Raw genomic sequence first — 16,712 nt, 5'->3', positions numbered from 1 at the left:
TTCACCTATTAATTTTTACCAATCAATGTCTTCTAAAAGTTGCTTAGTCCATTCGACTATCTCTTTTTCACTCATAGACGATGAATCCCCTAAAACAGACGCAAAAGGAGATGGAAAAATCATTGTGTGGGTTACAGGCTTAAACTGTGCTCCCCTGTAGATCCTACTCAAACGCATCCAAACAGATTGAGCTGGATCTACGCCAATAACGCGCACAGTTTTACCTTGCATGCTTATTTGATTAATACCCATTTGTTTAGCTTTAAAACGTAATCTTGCAACATCAAATAATGTTTGTAAGGATTTAGGAGGATTTCCATATCTATCGCTTAACTCATTGAAAATCTCTTTTAAGTCTTCATCATTCTGAGCCTCAGCAAGCTTCCTATAAGCTTCCAAACGTAATTTATCTGAATCAATATAAGATACTGGAATTGAGGCTTCTATTGGCAAATCAATAGAAACAGATATGGACTCTTTATGATCTGGTTCCTTATATTTTTCAACAGCTTCAGAGACCATCCGAACATATAAATCGAATCCGACTCCTTCAATATGCCCACTCTGAGCATCTCCAAGCAAATTGCCAGTTCCGCGCAATTCCAAATCCTTCATAGCAACATCAAAACCAGAGCCAAGAGCAGTATATTGAGCGATTGTTGCAAGCCTGTCGTGAGCCTGCTGAGTCATAGGCTTAGTAGGATCGTACAAAAAGTATGCGTATGCGCGCTCACGACCTCTTCCAACTCGCCCTCGTAATTGATGAAGCTGACTTAAACCGAATCTGTCAGCGTGATCTACAATAAGCGTATTTGCATTAGAAATATCTAATCCTGTTTCAATAATCGTAGTGCAAACAAGAACATCAATATCCCTATGCCAAAAATCACGAATAATAGTGTCAAGTTGCTTCTCACCCATTTTTCCGTGCGCAATCGCCACTCGAGCATCTGGCACAAGTTTTTGAATATTAGAGGCAATTTTACTAATATCTTCTACGCGATTATGAACGTAAAATACTTGTCCTCCACGCAATAATTCACGTTTAACACAGGCTGCAACTTGTGCATCTTCATATGCTCCAACATAAGTCAAGACTGGTAGACGATCTTCTGGAGGCGTAGCAAGCGTAGACATTTCACGAATACCCGTAACAGCCATTTCAAGCGTTCTAGGAATAGGCGTTGCAGAAAGGCTAAGCACATCTACATTTGTTCGTAGAGCTTTTAAAGTTTCTTTATGTTCAACACCAAAACGTTGTTCTTCGTCTATAATCACTAATCCTAAATCTTTAAATTTTATATTTGGATTTAAAAGTTTATGAGTTCCAACAACAACATCTACTTGCCCTGATTCTATTCCTTGCATTGTAGCGTCTATTTCTTTTGCACTCTGGAATCTGCTCATTGCGGCAACTGTTACAGGGAAGCCAGAAAAACGGTTAGTAAAAGTCTCGTAATGCTGCTGAACCAAAAGAGTGGTTGGCGCTAGAACAACTACTTGTTTACCGTCTTGAACAGCTTTAAATGCAGCTCGAACAGCAATTTCCGTTTTACCAAACCCAACATCTCCGCAAATCAACCTATCCATTGGAATTGGCTTCTGCATATCTTGTTTAACTTCGTCAATAGTAGTAAGCTGATCCGGCGTTTCTTGATACGGAAATGCATCTTCCAGCTCTTTTTGCCACGGAGTGTCAGAGCTGAAGGCAAAACCTTTAGTAGATGCTCTGGCTGAATATAATTTGATTAAATCCTCTGCAACTTCTTGAACATGCTTTCTAGCTTTTGCCTTTGTAGCAGCCCAATCTGATCCTCCAAGTTTGTTTAACTTTGGAATTTCAGCCCCAATATATTTGCTAACCAAGTCGAGTTGATCGGTTGGAATAAAAAGCTTGTCGGCAGGCGCATTACGTTTACTTGGCGCGTATTCAATTTCCAAGTATTCACGAGTAGCTTCTCCACTTGAGGTTTTTATATTTCGCTGCCTCATGCCTATAAATTTGCCGATTCCATGCTGATCGTGAACAACAAAATCGCCTGGTTTAAGATCTAGAAGGTCTATTGATTTTCGTCTTCTCCTAGGAGTTTTAAGCGCGCTTGCAGAAGATGTTTTTCCAGTCAAATCTCTTTCTGTAAGAATAGCGATTTTACTTTGTTCATCTATGAATCCGTCCACTATTTGCGATTGAATCGGTACAAAATCAAAAATTCCAGTTGATTGTATTGCGCGACTTAGTCTAGATAAGGTTCCATATGCGGATGCAATTATGTAAACTTTAAATCCGTTTGCTATAAGACCAGATATTCCACTAGAAATCTTTTCATTGTCTCCTCTAAATTCTTGAGGAGATTTAATGCTCAATCCTAGACGGCTATTTTTTACAATTTTATTTTCGTCAGATTCTTTAAGACCTACGGTTGCTTGCGACTTATCAGATCCAAAACTCGTTAAATTTATTACCTGATGATTCTTATTTTCTAAGCTTGCTAAAGTTTCATCAAAATCAAGAAAACTCGCCTGATCGAATGTGATTGGAGCACCTGCTCCTCTACCAGATGCAGCTACATGCCAGCTTGCTGCCAAAAACTCGCTTGCTGTTTTAACTAAATCGTTAGCTGCGCGCTTGCATTTTTCTAAGTCGGAAACCAAAATTATTGCGTTTTTATCAAGCAAATTTTCCACTGGTTCCATGTTGTCAACTAATGCTGGAATCAAAGACTCCATACCCTCTACAGGTATTGCATTTGCGATTGATTCAAGCATATCTTGAGCATTTGGAATCTTACCAATCAAAAACTTCGCTCGTTTTTGAATATCTTTTGTAAGCTGCAATTCTCGACAAGGTGTAGCCCAAACACTATTAATATTCTTCCCATAAGTGCGCTGATCAGATGCGTGGAATTGTTTGATTGCGTCAATCTCATCTCCAAAAAACTCAATACGCACAGGATGATCCATTGTTGGAGGAAAAACGTCTATAATTCCGCCTCGAACAGCAAATTCAGCGCGATTCATAACAAGTTCCACGCGATTATACGAGTTTTCAACAAGTCGTTTTGTAGCAAGCTCAATAGAAATCTCATTGCCACATTCAAAAACAAGCGGCTCTACGTTGCAAAGACCCTTAACAACTGGCTGAATAAGGGATCGAACTGGCATAACAAGAACGTGAATTGGGCTAAACATGCCACTTTTGCTGCTTTTGCCGCTTTTGCTATCTTCCCCACTTTGCGGATGCTTTAATCGCCTAAAAACCGCCATTCTGCTTGCTACAGTATCTGCTCTAGGAGAAAGACGCTCGTGCGGAAGAGTTTCCCAAGCTTCAAGATTAGCAATATCTTTAGGGTTCCCATTATAAAAATCTCGTATTGATTCAAGTGATTCCAAAGCATCTCTACCAGATGGAACTACTAAAACAACAGGCTTTCTAGTAGCCATTGCAGCAGCTACAGCAGATCTAGCTCCACTTGGACAATACACATTAAGAGGATTAGAAAAATCTTCTTCAAGCAAAGCTAAAGACTTAAACGAATCATTTTTCTTACAAATATCTTTAAGTATGCTTTCAAAAGAAGCATCAGAAATATTAAAATCTTTAGAATCTAGCATTTTGTTAGCAAAAGAATCATACTTATCTGCCATTAAAATGCTCCTGAGTGGCTGCAAGCCCGCGGAAAATCACACTTTCTACAGCATCTGCGCCATCTGCCAAAAAATTAGGAAGTTCAGATTTTTGCGCACCAGCAAATCCGCCCAAAACCCAATTAACAGTATTATCGTGAGCATGAGCACCACGCTGAGCATGCCCAACACCCATTCTTACGCGCGCATATTGCGGAGTTCCAAGAGAGCGATCTATAGAACGAATACCGTTATGACCTCCAGCAGAACCTCCAGCTTTTACTTTAATGCGCCCAAAATCCAAATCCATATCGTCGTGAACAATCACAATATGGTCAGTCTCAATTTGATAATAAGAACTTATAGAAGATATTGCAGCTCCAGAATCGTTCATAAAAGTAAGCGGCTTAGCAAGGAAGAACTTTGCGGACTTACCGTCTAAATTCATAACTCCCTTGCCAAGTTTAGACAAGCCTTTATGGTCAGAAAAAGATATTGACCACCGCTCAGCAAGCAAATCCGCAACCATAAATCCCATATTATGACGAGTACCTTCGTACTTAGATCCAGGATTGCCAAGGCCAGCAATAAGCCAAAAATCCGAAGCCATAATTCACGCCCAATCTTATAAACTCAACAACAAAACGGGCGTATCGATTGAAGCTGGATTATACAACTACCCGATACGCCCTCATATACTGTACTTTATTTTAGCAAGACTCAAGTCATTGCGTAAACTACTTCAAAAATTCGTCCGTAGTTAATTCTTTTGCTTGAGGAGTTTTATATGTTACTTTGCCTTTAGAATCCGTATACGCACCTTCCTTACTTAGGAAGTCGAAGTATTCTTGAGCACCCTTAACATCATTTGTGCCGAACACAAACTTGCCGCTTTTTATGTCTGCACGATTACCCCAATATTGCCCGTCAACAATCATCTTCATGCTTCGCTTAACGAATTTCACATCAAGATTAGCTTCAGGAGCTTCTTTTACTAAAATGTTCGCAGCTTCGTCTGGATGATTGTAAGCGTATTCATAACCGCGCTTAACGGCTTTAACAAAAGCGCGAACAAGCTTCGGATTGCGCTTAACTGTGTTTGCGTTAGTAATAACACCAATCGTATCTGGCTGACCAGGAACTCCATAATCTGCTGTCTTAAAGCAACGCAACTTTGGACCATACATTTCCGCCTGCACACCTTCCCAAGTACCATAAAAACCACCAAAATCAGCTTTTCCAGATTCAAGCGTACGGAACGTAGAAGTACCAACAGTAACCTTATCGAACTTACCTTTGCCACCATCGTGCTGAATCATTCTACGAATCACAGCATCACCTTCTGCAGATCCAAAGGTTGCAAAAGTTTTACCATCAAAGTCTTTAGGAGAATGAATTTTAGTATTTTTATAAAGAGAGCACCAAATTGCGCTAGGCTTTTGCTGAACTTGCAAAACTTCCTTCAATTTAGTGCCTTTTGTACTGAAATCTGCAAGACTAGTAATATTGCTTAAAGCAAAATCCGCAGCACCAGAGTCAACAGCATGCTCGGCACCAGTTTGAGACACAGCCAAAATATTCACGTGTAAACCAGCTTGCTTAAACCATCCCATATGCTTTGCCACGTATATGCCAATATGATTAGTATCAGGTATCCACGAAAGCATAAACGAAACGTTTTGAAGACCAGATTTACTATTCTGCTTACTATTGTTTGATCCGCACGCGCACAAAGACAGAATACAGCATGAGCTTATAAAAACTGCTATTGCACGCATAATATTTTTATTAGATTTCAAACAAAAAGCTCGCACATTACGCCATAATTCGCATATCATGAATTCCCTAGCTTTCTTATAAATAACCGCTTTCTGGGAATGTGACACGAACTTGGCAGAAAACGGTATCAAGGGCCTAGCCCGCGCCGTTCAATGCCCCCAAAATTAGAACTTTTGGTTTGCCACGCATTGACTCACGAAACGACTAAATTATGCACTAATCGAAAGACAAATACGCATAAAATACACGCTTGCGAACTACATACTAGCTATGTGATATTTTCATACAAGAAAGTTTGTAAAATTTTACGTTGTTTGATTGGGGCAGCAGTCAAGCAGCTACAACAAGCATTATGGCTTGTGTACTGAAAGGAACGATATTCCATGACGCGCGCGCGCTGGAAAACACTACTGCACAATTATCTGCCAACAATAATTTCTACTATTACATTACTAATTTTTTGGCAGCTTTCTTGCGAATTCTATAAAATTCCAGAAAATTCTATTCCAACTCCTACAGATATTGCTAAAGCAACTTGTGAAGTGTGGCCACAATTATGGCCTGCAACCCTTGCAACTATTGAAGAGACAATTGTTGGTTTTAGTCTTGCCATTGTGTGCGGCATTTTACTGGGCGTACTTTTTCACGTATGCAAGCTGGTTCACGCAGCTTTGTTCCCCCTTCTTTGTGCTGCACAAACGTTACCACTTATTTCGATTGCCCCGCTATTTCTTATATGGTTCGGTTTCGAAATGTCTGGAAAAATTGTTATCGTAGCTATTTTTAGCATGTTCCCTATTGCTGTTCAAACAATTAGAGGTCTTGATGCAGTTCCAAGTTTTTATAGCGATGTAGCTCTAACATGCGGAGCGGGACGAGTTTGGACGCTTTGGCACGTAAAATTAAGGATTGCAGCTCGACAAATTTTTGGTGGAATTCGCATTAGCACAGCCTACGTTTTTGGCGCAGCTACTACTGCAGAATATCTTGGCGCTCGTCAAGGATTAGGTATTTGGCTGCAAGCTGCATATAATTCTTTCCGCACTCCGCTTATTTTTTCTGCAACATTCGTAATTATTGCGTTTACAGCAATATTGATGGGCGTAGTTAATATAAGCGAGCGATTATTGCTAGGTCCTGTAGAAGACGACGAAGACCCAGATAATCAAATGTAAAAACGCATAAAGCCAACACATAAAATAATGCCGAACATAATCTAAACTATGCTCGGCATTATTTTTATTAATCTAAAGCTGCTTTAGGCGCTTCTTTGACTTTTGCTTTTACTTTCCAGAGTCTTCTTTAATAGCATCGTTAATCGCATCGTTTAACTCTTTTTGAGCTTTGCCATACGCTTGCCAATCTCCAGATTTCATTGCAGCATCCGAATCCTTTAGCGCTTGAGCTGCTCGCTTAAGAGCCATTTTTGCTTTTGCACTAAAATCAGCGCCTGCCTTAGCATTAGCATTTTTATTGCCATTTTCGCTATTCTTAGTCGAATCTTTTTGCTTAGGATTAGAAGCAATATTGTTTACGCCAGAATTATTGGAAGCATCGCCAGCGTTTGCGCCAGAGTTTCCTCCAAATACTTGGTTTAATGCTTCATCCAAAGTGTCTGCAAATCCAACTTGATCTCCAAAAGCAACCAATACTTTCTTAAGCAATGGGTAGCTAGTAGATCCGCTAGATTGTACGTAAACAGGCTCTACGTAAACCAATCCACCGCCAAGTGGCAATGTAAGCAAATTTCCACGCTTAACTTTAGTTGATCCAGATTCAAGCAAATTCAACTCTTTAGAAACATTTGCATTAGCATTAAAGTTGTTTTGAGCTTGACCAGGTCCTGGAACATTTGAAACTTTAGGTAACTCTTGAAGTCTTAGTTGGCCATAATTTTCGCTTACTTTTCCAGCAACATTTCCAGCATCGGAATTTACCGACAAGAATCCAGTTAGGATCTCTCGAGTAGATCTTCCAGCAGGAATGTATGTAGAAACAAGCGAAAATACTGGCTTGTTTGCTCCTCTAGTTTGCAAAGTCAAATAGTATGGAGGTTGCAAAATATCTTCTCGCTGAAGACTTTGAGATTCTGTAGGATCTACTGGAGTCTGCCAGAAGTCTTCTCCCGAGAAGAACTGGCTTGCGCTGTCAACATGATATTTTGCAAGCAAATGCCTTTGTACTTTGAACAAGCTTTCTGGGTATCTAATATGACTCATCAAATCGCCAGAAATCTTAGAAATATCGTGATAATGCCCTGGGAATATTGATCTCCAAGCTTTAATCACAGGGTCCTTTTTATCCCACACATACAAGTCAACAGAACCATCGTACGCATCAACAGTAGCTTTAACTGAATTGCGAATATAGTTTGCTCGCTGATTAGTTAAGCCTTTAATTGAACGAGATGTTGTTGTTGTAGAATCTTGAGTCACCTGCCCAAAATCAGTCATTTGCGAATATGGATAGGAGTCGGACGTTGTGTATCCGTCAACAATCCACTTAACTCGTCCATCAACAACCGCTGGATAAACGCGCCCATCTAAAGTCAAGTACGGAGCGACTTTAGAAACGCGAGTCTTAGGGTCGCGATCATACAAAATCTGAGAATTTGCAGTAACTCTATCCGAGAATAAGATTTGATCTGACTCAAAACGAATAGCGTGTAGCAACTTAGAGAAGAAGTTTCCTACACTTGGTCCACCATTCCCCTTAAACGTTGTTAAAGCGCCATTTGAACCAGTTGGATAATCAAATTCCCAAGGAGCAGAGCCTTTTGTAGAACCAACAATCGAATACTTTGGAGCATTTGGCGAGAAGTAGATACGCGGCTCATACTTCTTTAACTTTGTAAGCTTTCCTTGAGTTGGAATTCCATACTCCATAAATTGCGGCTGACCGTCTGCAGTAACCTTATTTCCGTAAGCTGCCACAACGCCATATCCGTGCGTGTAAACAGTGTGGTCATTAACCCAATTTCGATTATCATTTCCAGCTAGATCAAGCTCTCTTGCAGCAATAACCGTGTCTTGACTCACGCCATCAATGTCGTACTTATCTACAGAAAGAGTATCTGCAAAAGTATAGTATTGCTTAGATTGCTGCAATTGGCGGAATGTTGGAGAAGTGACTTGAGGGTCTAAAAGCCTGATTTGTGCAGTAGACTCTGCTTCTTTTGCAAGCGCTCCCGACTTTCCTTCCGAAGTAGCGTTATACGATTCTTTTTTAACATTATTTAAGCCATACGCAAACTTAGTTGCATCAATATTTCGCTGAATATAAGTGGCTTCTAATTCTTGAGCATTCGGCGCTACCTTAAAACGTTGCAAAAGAGCAGGCCAAGCAAAAGATAACACCATAGCGCATACAACTAAAGATGCAACAGCTATAGCAGGTGTGCGCCAAGCTTTAACAGCTACAACAAAACGCGTGCCAATTTTTACATTCCCATTAAGAGCATGAGATTTTAGCAGCCACGCTGTTATAACAATTCCAACAATTAGTGTTATTACAGCCATTGCAATGCTGGAAGGAACACCAGCATTCATATCTGTGTAAGATCCGCCAGTAATCTTAGAACCATCCAAATTTACAATCGCAAACACATCTAATATTTGCAAAACGGACCAGAAAATAACAACTAGCATAAACCATGCAGAAATTTGACGCCTTGCGCTTTTAGTTATGCTAAAAATGCCCTTTCCATCTACAGGAAGTGTAATTCTTACAGCTCCCATCAAAGCGTTTGTTATAACGCTAAATAGCAAAGAAACAGCAAGAAGAACAATAAACGCTCTTGTAAAAAGACGCAAGCCTGGCAAAGCAAACACGTAGAAGCCGTTATCAAATCCAAATTGCGGATCTTTAATACCAAATGATTGGTAATTAAACATAAGCAAAATTTGCACCCAATGATTGTAGAATTGCATTCCAAACACAGCGCCTACAATCAAAGACACAACTCCTGCAACATGCATTGCAAGCTTAGAGCTTATTCCCTTTTTAGTGTCTAAAATATTGCCTTTTTCTTTAACATATACGCCATCTTCGCTTCCAGGGCGTTTTTTAATCGCAATATATGCAGACAAATACCCAAACGCAGCCATAAGCAGAGCATACAGAGCCCAAACGCCGATTTTTGCGGCTAGTTGAATCCAGATTACGCTCTCAAATCCAAGTTGCGCATACCACATGCAATCTGTAATAAAAGTAGAAAAACCAAAAATAATTGAGCATATAAAAGCTATTGCTACTACGATTGCAACAATAGCCCAACGCCATTTTCTTGATTTTCCAACAAACTTATTTACATCAAAATCTATTCTCATATAGCGATTATTCTCCTTACTGTTTGAGCTTTTATTATCGCTTTTATTGCTTTTACTATCTTTACTATCTTCGCTAGTATCGCTATTTTTGGGCGAGTCGCCTTCGTTTTCTAGTTTTTTCTTAGCTTCTAATATATCGCTAAAGAGGTCACCAAGGTCATCATCGTCACTATAATAGTCTGCCAAATCTTTTATTTTTTTCGCAAACTTTGAAGAAGTCTTATCTTTGTTTTTACTATTAGACTCATCTTTAGACTCATCTTTAGTAACAACATTTGCATTGCTATTATCTTCATCAATGCTTTCTATAACTACATCTTGATCGTTGGAATCATCCGTAGAAGTATCGGCAGAAGTATCGGCAAAATCATTATTTTGATTGCTCTTTTTCTTTCCATCGCTTGAATAATCGGAACGCTTATGCACTTTAGTGTTTTTAGGTTTTTTAGCCATATAAGCGCCAAAAGCAGCCCATGCAACGCCAATGAGTATTTCTATAATGACTTTCAACATAAGGTTAATAATACTATACTAACTATTCCCAATCTACGTGTTGTGTTTGTTGTGTAATCAAAAATAATTACAAAAAAGCGCGCTCGCAAAAGTAGCGAACGCGCCTAATTTGATTAAATTAAATCATATTGAAGCATTTATGCTAAGCAACATCTGGATCGTCTTTAGCGATTGTTCCAGTAAGCTTTCCGATTGCCTTCATTACGTGGTAAACAACCAACACAACAACAGTGCCGATTGCAATACCGTTGAACTGAATTCCAGAAATAGCAAATTGGAAGTTTGCAATGCCAATAATCATAACGATTGCAGCAATCATAATGTTAACTGGCTTATCGAAGTTCACTTTGTTCTCTACCCAAATGCGCACGCCAATCATGCCAATCATGCCGTAAAGCAAAGTGGTTACACCGCCCAAAACGCCTGCTGGAATGGAGTTTACGATTGCACCAAACTTTGGGCAAAGGCTTAATACGAATGCAAAGAATGCAGCGCACCAATAAGCGGCAGTAGAATACACTTTTGTTGCAGCCATAACGCCAATGTTTTCGCCATAGGTTGTAGTACCGCAACCACCAAAGCAACCAGCGATTGCAGTGCCTAAGCCGTCTGCAAACAAAGCTGTACCAATCTTGGAATCGTAGTCACGGCCAGTCATCTGAGCTACAGACTTAACGTGACCAACGTTTTCTGCAATAAGAACCAGCACAACTGGCAAGAACATAAGCAAAACAGAGAAGTCAACTTGCGGAGTGTGGAACTTAGGGAAGCCAATCCAAGAAGCTTGCTCAATCTTACTAAAGTCAACTTGACCCTGGAAGCATGCGTAAGCGTAGCCAACAAGAACACCAAGCAAAATGTTCAATCGTCCAAGAAGACCGCGGAAAATCACTGCAATAAGCATAACTGCAACCAAAGTTACCAAAGCAGTGTCTGGAGCCTTTTGGAAGTTACCCCAAACAGCCGGTCCCAAGTTAAAGCCAATGATTGCAACAATTGCACCGTTAACAACAGGAGGCATAATAATGTCAATCCACTTTGCTCCTGCAAAATGCACAAGCACACCGATTAGCGCAAGAAGAATACCCGTGCACATAATGCCAAAGCTTGCTACAGCAATGCCCTTATGTGCTGCAGTTACAGCCATAACAGGTGCTATAAGACCAAAAGAGCTTCCTAAATAACTAGGAAGCTTATTTGCGTTAATAAGTAAGAACAGTGCCGTGGAAAGAGCCGTGAACATTAAAGTAGTAGACGGATCAAAGCCTGTAAGAATTGGCACTAAGAATGTTGCGCCAAACATAGCAATAACATGCTGAGCGCCAATACCAGCAGTACGAGTCCAAGTTAAACGCTCATCTGGCTCTACTACTTCTCCTGGCTTCAAAGTTTTTCCGTCACCATGAAGCTGCCATGTAAACAACGATTTCATCGTCTTCTCCTTGCATAAAACAAGTTTATATATACGTTTGTGATTGAAAAACAACCACCAAAACAAGCGCCAGCTTAAAAAAAAAAACAAGCACTACTCGAGCGCAGGTTTGGCAGCTTCCGCAGAGGTCGCCATCAACCGCCGCCCCTTAGCCAAGTGGACATTCTAATGTACTAATCATAAAGTGTCGAGGCAATTTTAAAAATAACAAACTTACATGTGATTTTCATTGAAATATCAAGGAAAATCGGTGTGTCGAAAACAGATAAAACACAACTAATTAATACTAATAAAAGTTTATACTTATAAACTTTTGCTTACGTATTAAATCTGCTTACTACAATCTTAATTTTGCAAAACATTTTGAATGTAATCTTTTAACACAATTGCATGATTTATGCGCAGATCTTTCGCGCCATATAAAAACGTTACTTTTTTATTTTTTCTACATATATCTACGATTTGGTTTACACAATCTTGATTCTCGTCCAACTCTTCAATATAACGATTAGCAAATTCTTCGAAACGCTCAGACTTATGCCCAAACCATTTTCGCAAATCACTTGATGGAGCAATATCTTTACACCACAAATCAAGATTTGCCTTTTCTTTACTTATCCCTCTAGGCCACAATCTATCTACTAATACTCGCAAGCCATCATGTTCATCAGATGATTCATAAATGCGTTTAACTTGAATATTAATATTGCACATGATTACCTCTTTAACTACATATAATAATTACACAATTATGATTTTTTTCAACAAGATTTAATTAATCACAATCCGAATGGAACTAATACAAAACTACGATAGATTTTTATCGAATATGTTTTATTATGTGATTTTTATTTTTAGCGTGTTGCTTGTAATCAAGCCAAAATGCAAATAAATGTTTAAATTTTTTGAATTTTTGTTCTCTTTTGTCCGATTATGAGAGAATACTTAGCTAAATGGTTAATTTCTTTGATACATGGAAAAAGAAAATCTGCACCATCAACATGGCTCTTATAGCGGTGTTGACTCTTCTAGCTTCCTTAATTGGTAGCTGGCTCAAGCAGTTCCCAGGCTTAAGCCTTTTGGGAGCACTTATTATTGCGTTGCTTATTGGCATGGCTCTGCAGCTGCCTTTGCACGTATACAAGTTGAATAATGATTCTAGAAGAGCTGGAGTTAAATCTTCTGCTGGTCTAATTGCAAATAAGCTTCTTCGCCTAGGCATTATTTTGCTAGGCTTTAAGCTAAATTTGCACGTTCTATTTACTCAAGGTTTAAAGTGCCTACCAATCGCAGCTGTACTCGTTGCTGTTATGGTTTGCGTTACTTATAGCATTGCAAAACTTCTTAAAGTAAGTCCTCAGCTTGCAATGCTAACAGCAGGTGGAACAAGCATTTGCGGAGCGGCAGCTGTTATGGGTCTTTCTGGCTCCATGCCTGTACCTCCACAAGAAGAGGATGAAAAAGAACAAAACGAAGTTATGGCTGTTGCAACAGTTGCAATAATGGGCACAATTTATGCTTTGGCAGAAATCTTTATTCTTCCTCATTTTGGAATGACTAAGCAGCAGCTTGGAATTGCTGCTGGAGCGTCCCTTCACGAAATTGCACACGCTGTTGCAGCAGGCGGAGCTTTTGGGAGTATTGACGTTGCAACAATCATGAAGCTTACACGAGTTCTTATGCTTGTTCCTACATCAATCTTTATTGCAATTTGGTGGAATGCTCGTCACAGCCAAGTAGAAGATAACGGAAAGCGCAAAATCAACTTCCCATGGTTTATGCTTGGATTTATTGCAGCATCCGTTATTGGTACGTATGTGCCTTTTGTTTCGTCTTACGCATCCCTACTTGTTGATGCAGGATACGTCTTCCTTGGAATGGCTATGGCTGCTCTTGGAATCAACGTAAACTTTAGAGTTATATTTAAGCAAGGAAAAGCAGCGTTCTTGGCAAGCTTCTTGGCTTCTATAGTGCTAGTTGTGTTAGCTTGTGGTGCAAGTATTTTGTTCTTCTAATAGAACAGACATCATAAAAGAAACAAGAGGATTCCCTTTAAGGGAATCCTCTTTGCATATATAATCAATAAATATTTTAGTTATTCAATGTGTACAGAAGTTCCATCTGGAATATACGAATAGAACCACTTAGAGTCAGGCACACTTAATCGAACACATCCATGAGATGCAGGAACACCCAGCTTTTGAGCCTCTGGAACAATATAATCACCAAAATTAAACCTGGTTGGCACAGAGTGGAATAAATATTCGGAACCTATAAAGCCAACCCAGTAGTCGCCACCCATCTTTTCTCTATCATTATAAAAATGGTCACCTCGCGCACCAATTTTATAATCACCTTTAGGAGTTGATTCATCCATTCCAGCACTAACAATCATCGTATAAACAAGATTATTATTCGCATAAATATAAACACGTTGTTTTTTAAGATTTACTTTTACGTGTAAATGATTTGCATCAACCCCAGAAAGATTCGGATACTGACCTCCTGTAGGAATTTTCCATAAATCAGAAGATTTAATTAATGGATTATCTAAAGACTTATTTGAATAATCTATCTTTGTTTTAGATTTTTTATTGTTTTTATTACTCTTATTGTTTTTGCGTTTTGAATAATAAGATTTTGTGTTATTAGAGATTCGACTATTTACTTCTTCAATAACATGAGATACTTGAAAACCGACAAAGCTGAAAAAGATTAAAATAACTAGAATAGTAGAAACGCGCTTATAGAAAATTTTGCGGTTTTCTGGAGATTTTAAGCTAATAATATATTTCACTAATCGCGCAATAAGTGACCTTAGAACGCTTCTTAAAGAATAAAATATATTCATAAAATCTCCATAATAAACAAGATAAAAGGCGCTACTTTGATACTATACTACAGTACCTAAGCAGCGCCGTTACACATTAATATGATTATTGTTTAGACAAATTGTTTAACTAATCACACATTAAACTTAAATTCAACAATATCTCCGTCTTGCATAACATAATCGCGTCCTTCAAGACGAAGCTTTCCTTCTTCCTTGATTTTTGCCATTGAGCCTTGAGCCTCAACAAAATCATCGTAAGAAACAACTTCTGCTTTAATAAATCCACGCTCAAAATCAGTGTGTATAACGCCTGCAGCTTGCGGAGCTGTCCAACCCTTATGAATTTGCCATGCGTGAACTTCTTTAACGCCAGCCGTCAAATAGGTTTGAAGACCTAGAATATCAAAGCCAACGCGCGCAAGCTGATCCAATCCAGATTCTTGCAAGCCCGCATCAGCCAACATTTCTCGAGCATCTTCTTCATCAAGCTCAGTAAGCTCCGACTCAAATTGCGCATTCAAGAAAATAGCCTTTGCTGGAGCTACAGATGCCGCCAGCTTAGACTTTAAAGAGTCATCCGAAAGCTCCGAATCGTCAACGTTAAACACGTAAATAAAAGGCTTAGCAGTAAGCAAATGCAAATCGTAAACGTCGTCTTTATTAATCAACTTCTCATTATGAGCCTGATCAATCGTCTTACCAGATTCAAGAATTTCCTTAGCCTTATTTACAGCATTTACGTATTCTTGAGTAACTTTTTTGCCACGTAAATCTTTTTCTAACTTTGGCAAAGCATTCTCGATTGTTTGCAAATCAGCAAGAATAAGCTCCGTGTTGATTGTGTCAATATCGTCTGCTGGATCTACCTTGCCATTAACATGCACAATGTCATCATCGTTAAATGCACGAACAACTTCGCAAATGGCATCTGCTTCACGAATATTAGCAAGAAACTTGTTGCCCAAGCCTTCGCCTTCGCTTGCACCCTTAACGATTCCTGCAATATCAACAAATGTAACGGTTGCTGGAACTATTTTCTCGGTTTTAACAAGCTTCGCTAAAACAGGCAAACGTTTGTCTGGCAAAGGCACAATACCAGTATTTGGTTCGATTGTTGCAAACGGATAATTTTCTGCTAAAACGTTATTTCTTGTTAGAGCATTAAACATAGTCGATTTACCAACGTTAGGTAAACCTACGATTCCAATTGTTAAAGACATAATTACCTACTTTAGACCAGCTAGAGGAATTGACGACTCTACTATACTCGTATTGTTTTATTTTTGTTGAATTGCATCAACCGCGCTAATAACATCTCCCCTAAAACCACACGATTCTAGCTTTGAAACACCTCGAATCGTAGTGCCGCCAGGAGAACATACAGCGTCTTTCATAACGCCTGGATGAATGCGAGTATCCATATACAGAGCACCGACTCCCTCAATCATCTTTGCAGCCAAACGATATGCGCAATCTCGCTTTAGACCATACTTTACGCCAGCATCCGCTAAAGCTTCCATGTACATAGCAGTAAAAGCCGGAGCACAACTAGAAACACACATTGCAATATTTATGTGCTCGCTATCTACTCGCTCGACTAAAGAAATCGGATTAAAAATCGCATTAAAAGCTTCTAGCTGACTATCGGTTAGCGTATTTTCGTCTTCTGCTAAAGTAACTCCTTGGCAAACTGCGATTGGCGTGTTTGGAATAATGCATTGCACGTTAGCATCTTTGCCAAGTAGATTCTGGTAATGCTTAAGACTCCAGCCTGCTGCAACGGATATGATTGCTATTTTTCTATCCACAATAGTTTTTGCAATAGGATGCAGAACTTCTTCAATCTGATTTGGTTTTACAGCCAGAATTAAAATATCACTAGCATCACAAACTTCACACGCGCTTTTTAACGCTTTTACTCCAAATTTGCTCGTAGTATTAACAAGTTTTTCAAAGTGGGCTGCGCATGCAACCATATCTTTTCCTTGCAAAACATTAGCGCGAATCAAGCCTTGCGCAATCGCTTGAGCCATGTTTCCAAAGCCAATAAATCCAACGGTTCCAATTGAGTTAGAACTCATTAACAAATCTCCCTAATAAGTAAACAATAAACTAAACACTAACTTTTTATTAAGCATCTAATCATTTGTACATACAACTTGTATATCTAATCATTTGTTAGGTACTTTAATCAAAAGTTGCT

The 16,712-nt window shown here is 39.2% G+C and carries 11 protein-coding genes; 2 read left to right on the top strand and 9 right to left on the bottom strand.

The window, feature by feature from the left end; all coding sequences use genetic code 11:
- Positions 1-15 precede the first annotated feature (15 nt).
- From mfd to HXT60_RS02585, 3 genes are all read right to left on the bottom strand, one after another.
- On the bottom strand, positions 16-3,645 hold the full coding sequence (mfd, locus tag HXT60_RS02595; protein ID WP_421791333.1) for a transcription-repair coupling factor: 3,630 nt from the start codon (positions 3,643-3,645) through the stop codon (positions 16-18).
- Positions 3,635-4,234 carry an aminoacyl-tRNA hydrolase gene (gene pth / locus HXT60_RS02590; protein WP_016784905.1) on the bottom strand — a complete coding sequence of 200 codons (600 nt, stop codon included), beginning with the start codon at positions 4,232-4,234 and terminating at the stop codon, positions 3,635-3,637. Before pth ends, mfd begins: the two co-directional genes overlap by 11 nt.
- A gap of 127 nt (positions 4,235-4,361) precedes the next feature.
- Complete coding sequence (locus HXT60_RS02585; protein WP_317623562.1) at positions 4,362-5,402, bottom strand: ABC transporter substrate-binding protein; 1,041 nt, start codon at positions 5,400-5,402, stop codon at positions 4,362-4,364.
- A gap of 384 nt (positions 5,403-5,786) precedes the next feature.
- Between HXT60_RS02585 and HXT60_RS02580 the strand changes: the two genes are divergently transcribed.
- The gene (locus HXT60_RS02580) at positions 5,787-6,578 is read left to right on the top strand and encodes an ABC transporter permease (protein WP_016635396.1); all 792 of its coding nucleotides are present in this window, start codon (positions 5,787-5,789) and stop codon (positions 6,576-6,578) included.
- Positions 6,579-6,686: 108 nt separating this feature from the next.
- On the opposite strand, the gene HXT60_RS02575 is transcribed toward HXT60_RS02580, so the two are convergent.
- The 3 genes from HXT60_RS02575 to HXT60_RS02565 all read right to left on the bottom strand — a co-directional run bounded on the left by HXT60_RS02575 (position 6,687) and on the right by HXT60_RS02565 (position 12,390).
- Positions 6,687-10,244 carry a UPF0182 family protein gene (locus tag HXT60_RS02575; protein ID WP_415680651.1) on the bottom strand — a complete coding sequence of 1,186 codons (3,558 nt, stop codon included), beginning with the start codon at positions 10,242-10,244 and terminating at the stop codon, positions 6,687-6,689.
- 142 nt (positions 10,245-10,386) lie between these two features.
- Entirely contained in the window at positions 10,387-11,676 is a 1,290-nt protein-coding gene (locus tag HXT60_RS02570; protein ID WP_115757606.1) for a uracil-xanthine permease family protein, read from the bottom strand.
- 345 nt (positions 11,677-12,021) lie between these two features.
- Positions 12,022-12,390: a DUF488 domain-containing protein gene (locus tag HXT60_RS02565; RefSeq protein ID WP_004138317.1), complete on the bottom strand. Its 369-nt coding sequence runs from the start codon at positions 12,388-12,390 to the stop codon at positions 12,022-12,024.
- 239 nt (positions 12,391-12,629) lie between these two features.
- On the opposite strand from HXT60_RS02565, the gene HXT60_RS02560 reads away from it, so the two are divergent.
- On the top strand, positions 12,630-13,691 hold the full coding sequence (locus HXT60_RS02560) for a YeiH family protein (RefSeq protein WP_421791329.1): 1,062 nt from the start codon (positions 12,630-12,632) through the stop codon (positions 13,689-13,691).
- Positions 13,692-13,771: 80 nt separating this feature from the next.
- Here the strand turns inward: HXT60_RS02560 and HXT60_RS02555 are convergent, their stop codons facing one another.
- The 3 genes from HXT60_RS02555 to proC all read right to left on the bottom strand — a co-directional run bounded on the left by HXT60_RS02555 (position 13,772) and on the right by proC (position 16,590).
- A complete protein-coding gene (locus tag HXT60_RS02555; protein WP_075038632.1) occupies positions 13,772-14,527 on the bottom strand; it encodes a L,D-transpeptidase in 756 nt (251 codons plus the stop codon).
- A gap of 113 nt (positions 14,528-14,640) precedes the next feature.
- Positions 14,641-15,729, bottom strand: coding sequence for a redox-regulated ATPase YchF (gene ychF / locus HXT60_RS02550; protein WP_004111854.1), 1,089 nt, complete (start codon positions 15,727-15,729; stop codon positions 14,641-14,643).
- Between the two features lie 57 nt (positions 15,730-15,786).
- Positions 15,787-16,590, bottom strand: coding sequence for a pyrroline-5-carboxylate reductase (gene proC / locus HXT60_RS02545; protein WP_004115289.1), 804 nt, complete (start codon positions 16,588-16,590; stop codon positions 15,787-15,789).
- Positions 16,591-16,712 lie beyond the last annotated feature (122 nt).

It is taken from the genome of Gardnerella sp. KA01002 (genome assembly GCF_049244015.1).
GTDB lineage: Bacteria > Actinomycetota > Actinomycetes > Actinomycetales > Bifidobacteriaceae > Bifidobacterium > Bifidobacterium vaginale.
Note: the sequence above shows the minus strand (reverse complement) of the source record. Positions and strands in the feature narration are given on the sequence as shown.

Excerpts from the sequence above, each read along its gene's own strand:
- ychF (WP_004111854.1), bottom strand. The coding sequence starts at position 15,729 with ATGTCTTTAACAATTGGAATCGTAGGTTTACCTAACGTTGGTAAATCG.
- pth (WP_016784905.1), bottom strand. The coding sequence starts at position 4,234 with ATGGCTTCGGATTTTTGGCTTATTGCTGGCCTTGGCAATCCTGGATCT.
- HXT60_RS02555 (WP_075038632.1), bottom strand. The coding sequence starts at position 14,527 with ATGAATATATTTTATTCTTTAAGAAGCGTTCTAAGGTCACTTATTGCG.
- HXT60_RS02570 (WP_115757606.1), bottom strand. The coding sequence starts at position 11,676 with ATGAAATCGTTGTTTACATGGCAGCTTCATGGTGACGGAAAAACTTTG.
- HXT60_RS02575 (WP_415680651.1), bottom strand. The coding sequence starts at position 10,244 with ATGTTGAAAGTCATTATAGAAATACTCATTGGCGTTGCATGGGCTGCT.
- proC (WP_004115289.1), bottom strand. The coding sequence starts at position 16,590 with ATGAGTTCTAACTCAATTGGAACCGTTGGATTTATTGGCTTTGGAAAC.
- HXT60_RS02580 (WP_016635396.1), top strand. The coding sequence starts at position 5,787 with ATGACGCGCGCGCGCTGGAAAACACTACTGCACAATTATCTGCCAACA.
- HXT60_RS02560 (WP_421791329.1), top strand. The coding sequence starts at position 12,630 with ATGGTTAATTTCTTTGATACATGGAAAAAGAAAATCTGCACCATCAAC.
- HXT60_RS02565 (WP_004138317.1), bottom strand. The coding sequence starts at position 12,390 with ATGTGCAATATTAATATTCAAGTTAAACGCATTTATGAATCATCTGAT.
- mfd (WP_421791333.1), bottom strand. The coding sequence starts at position 3,645 with ATGGCAGATAAGTATGATTCTTTTGCTAACAAAATGCTAGATTCTAAA.
- HXT60_RS02585 (WP_317623562.1), bottom strand. The coding sequence starts at position 5,402 with ATGCGTGCAATAGCAGTTTTTATAAGCTCATGCTGTATTCTGTCTTTG.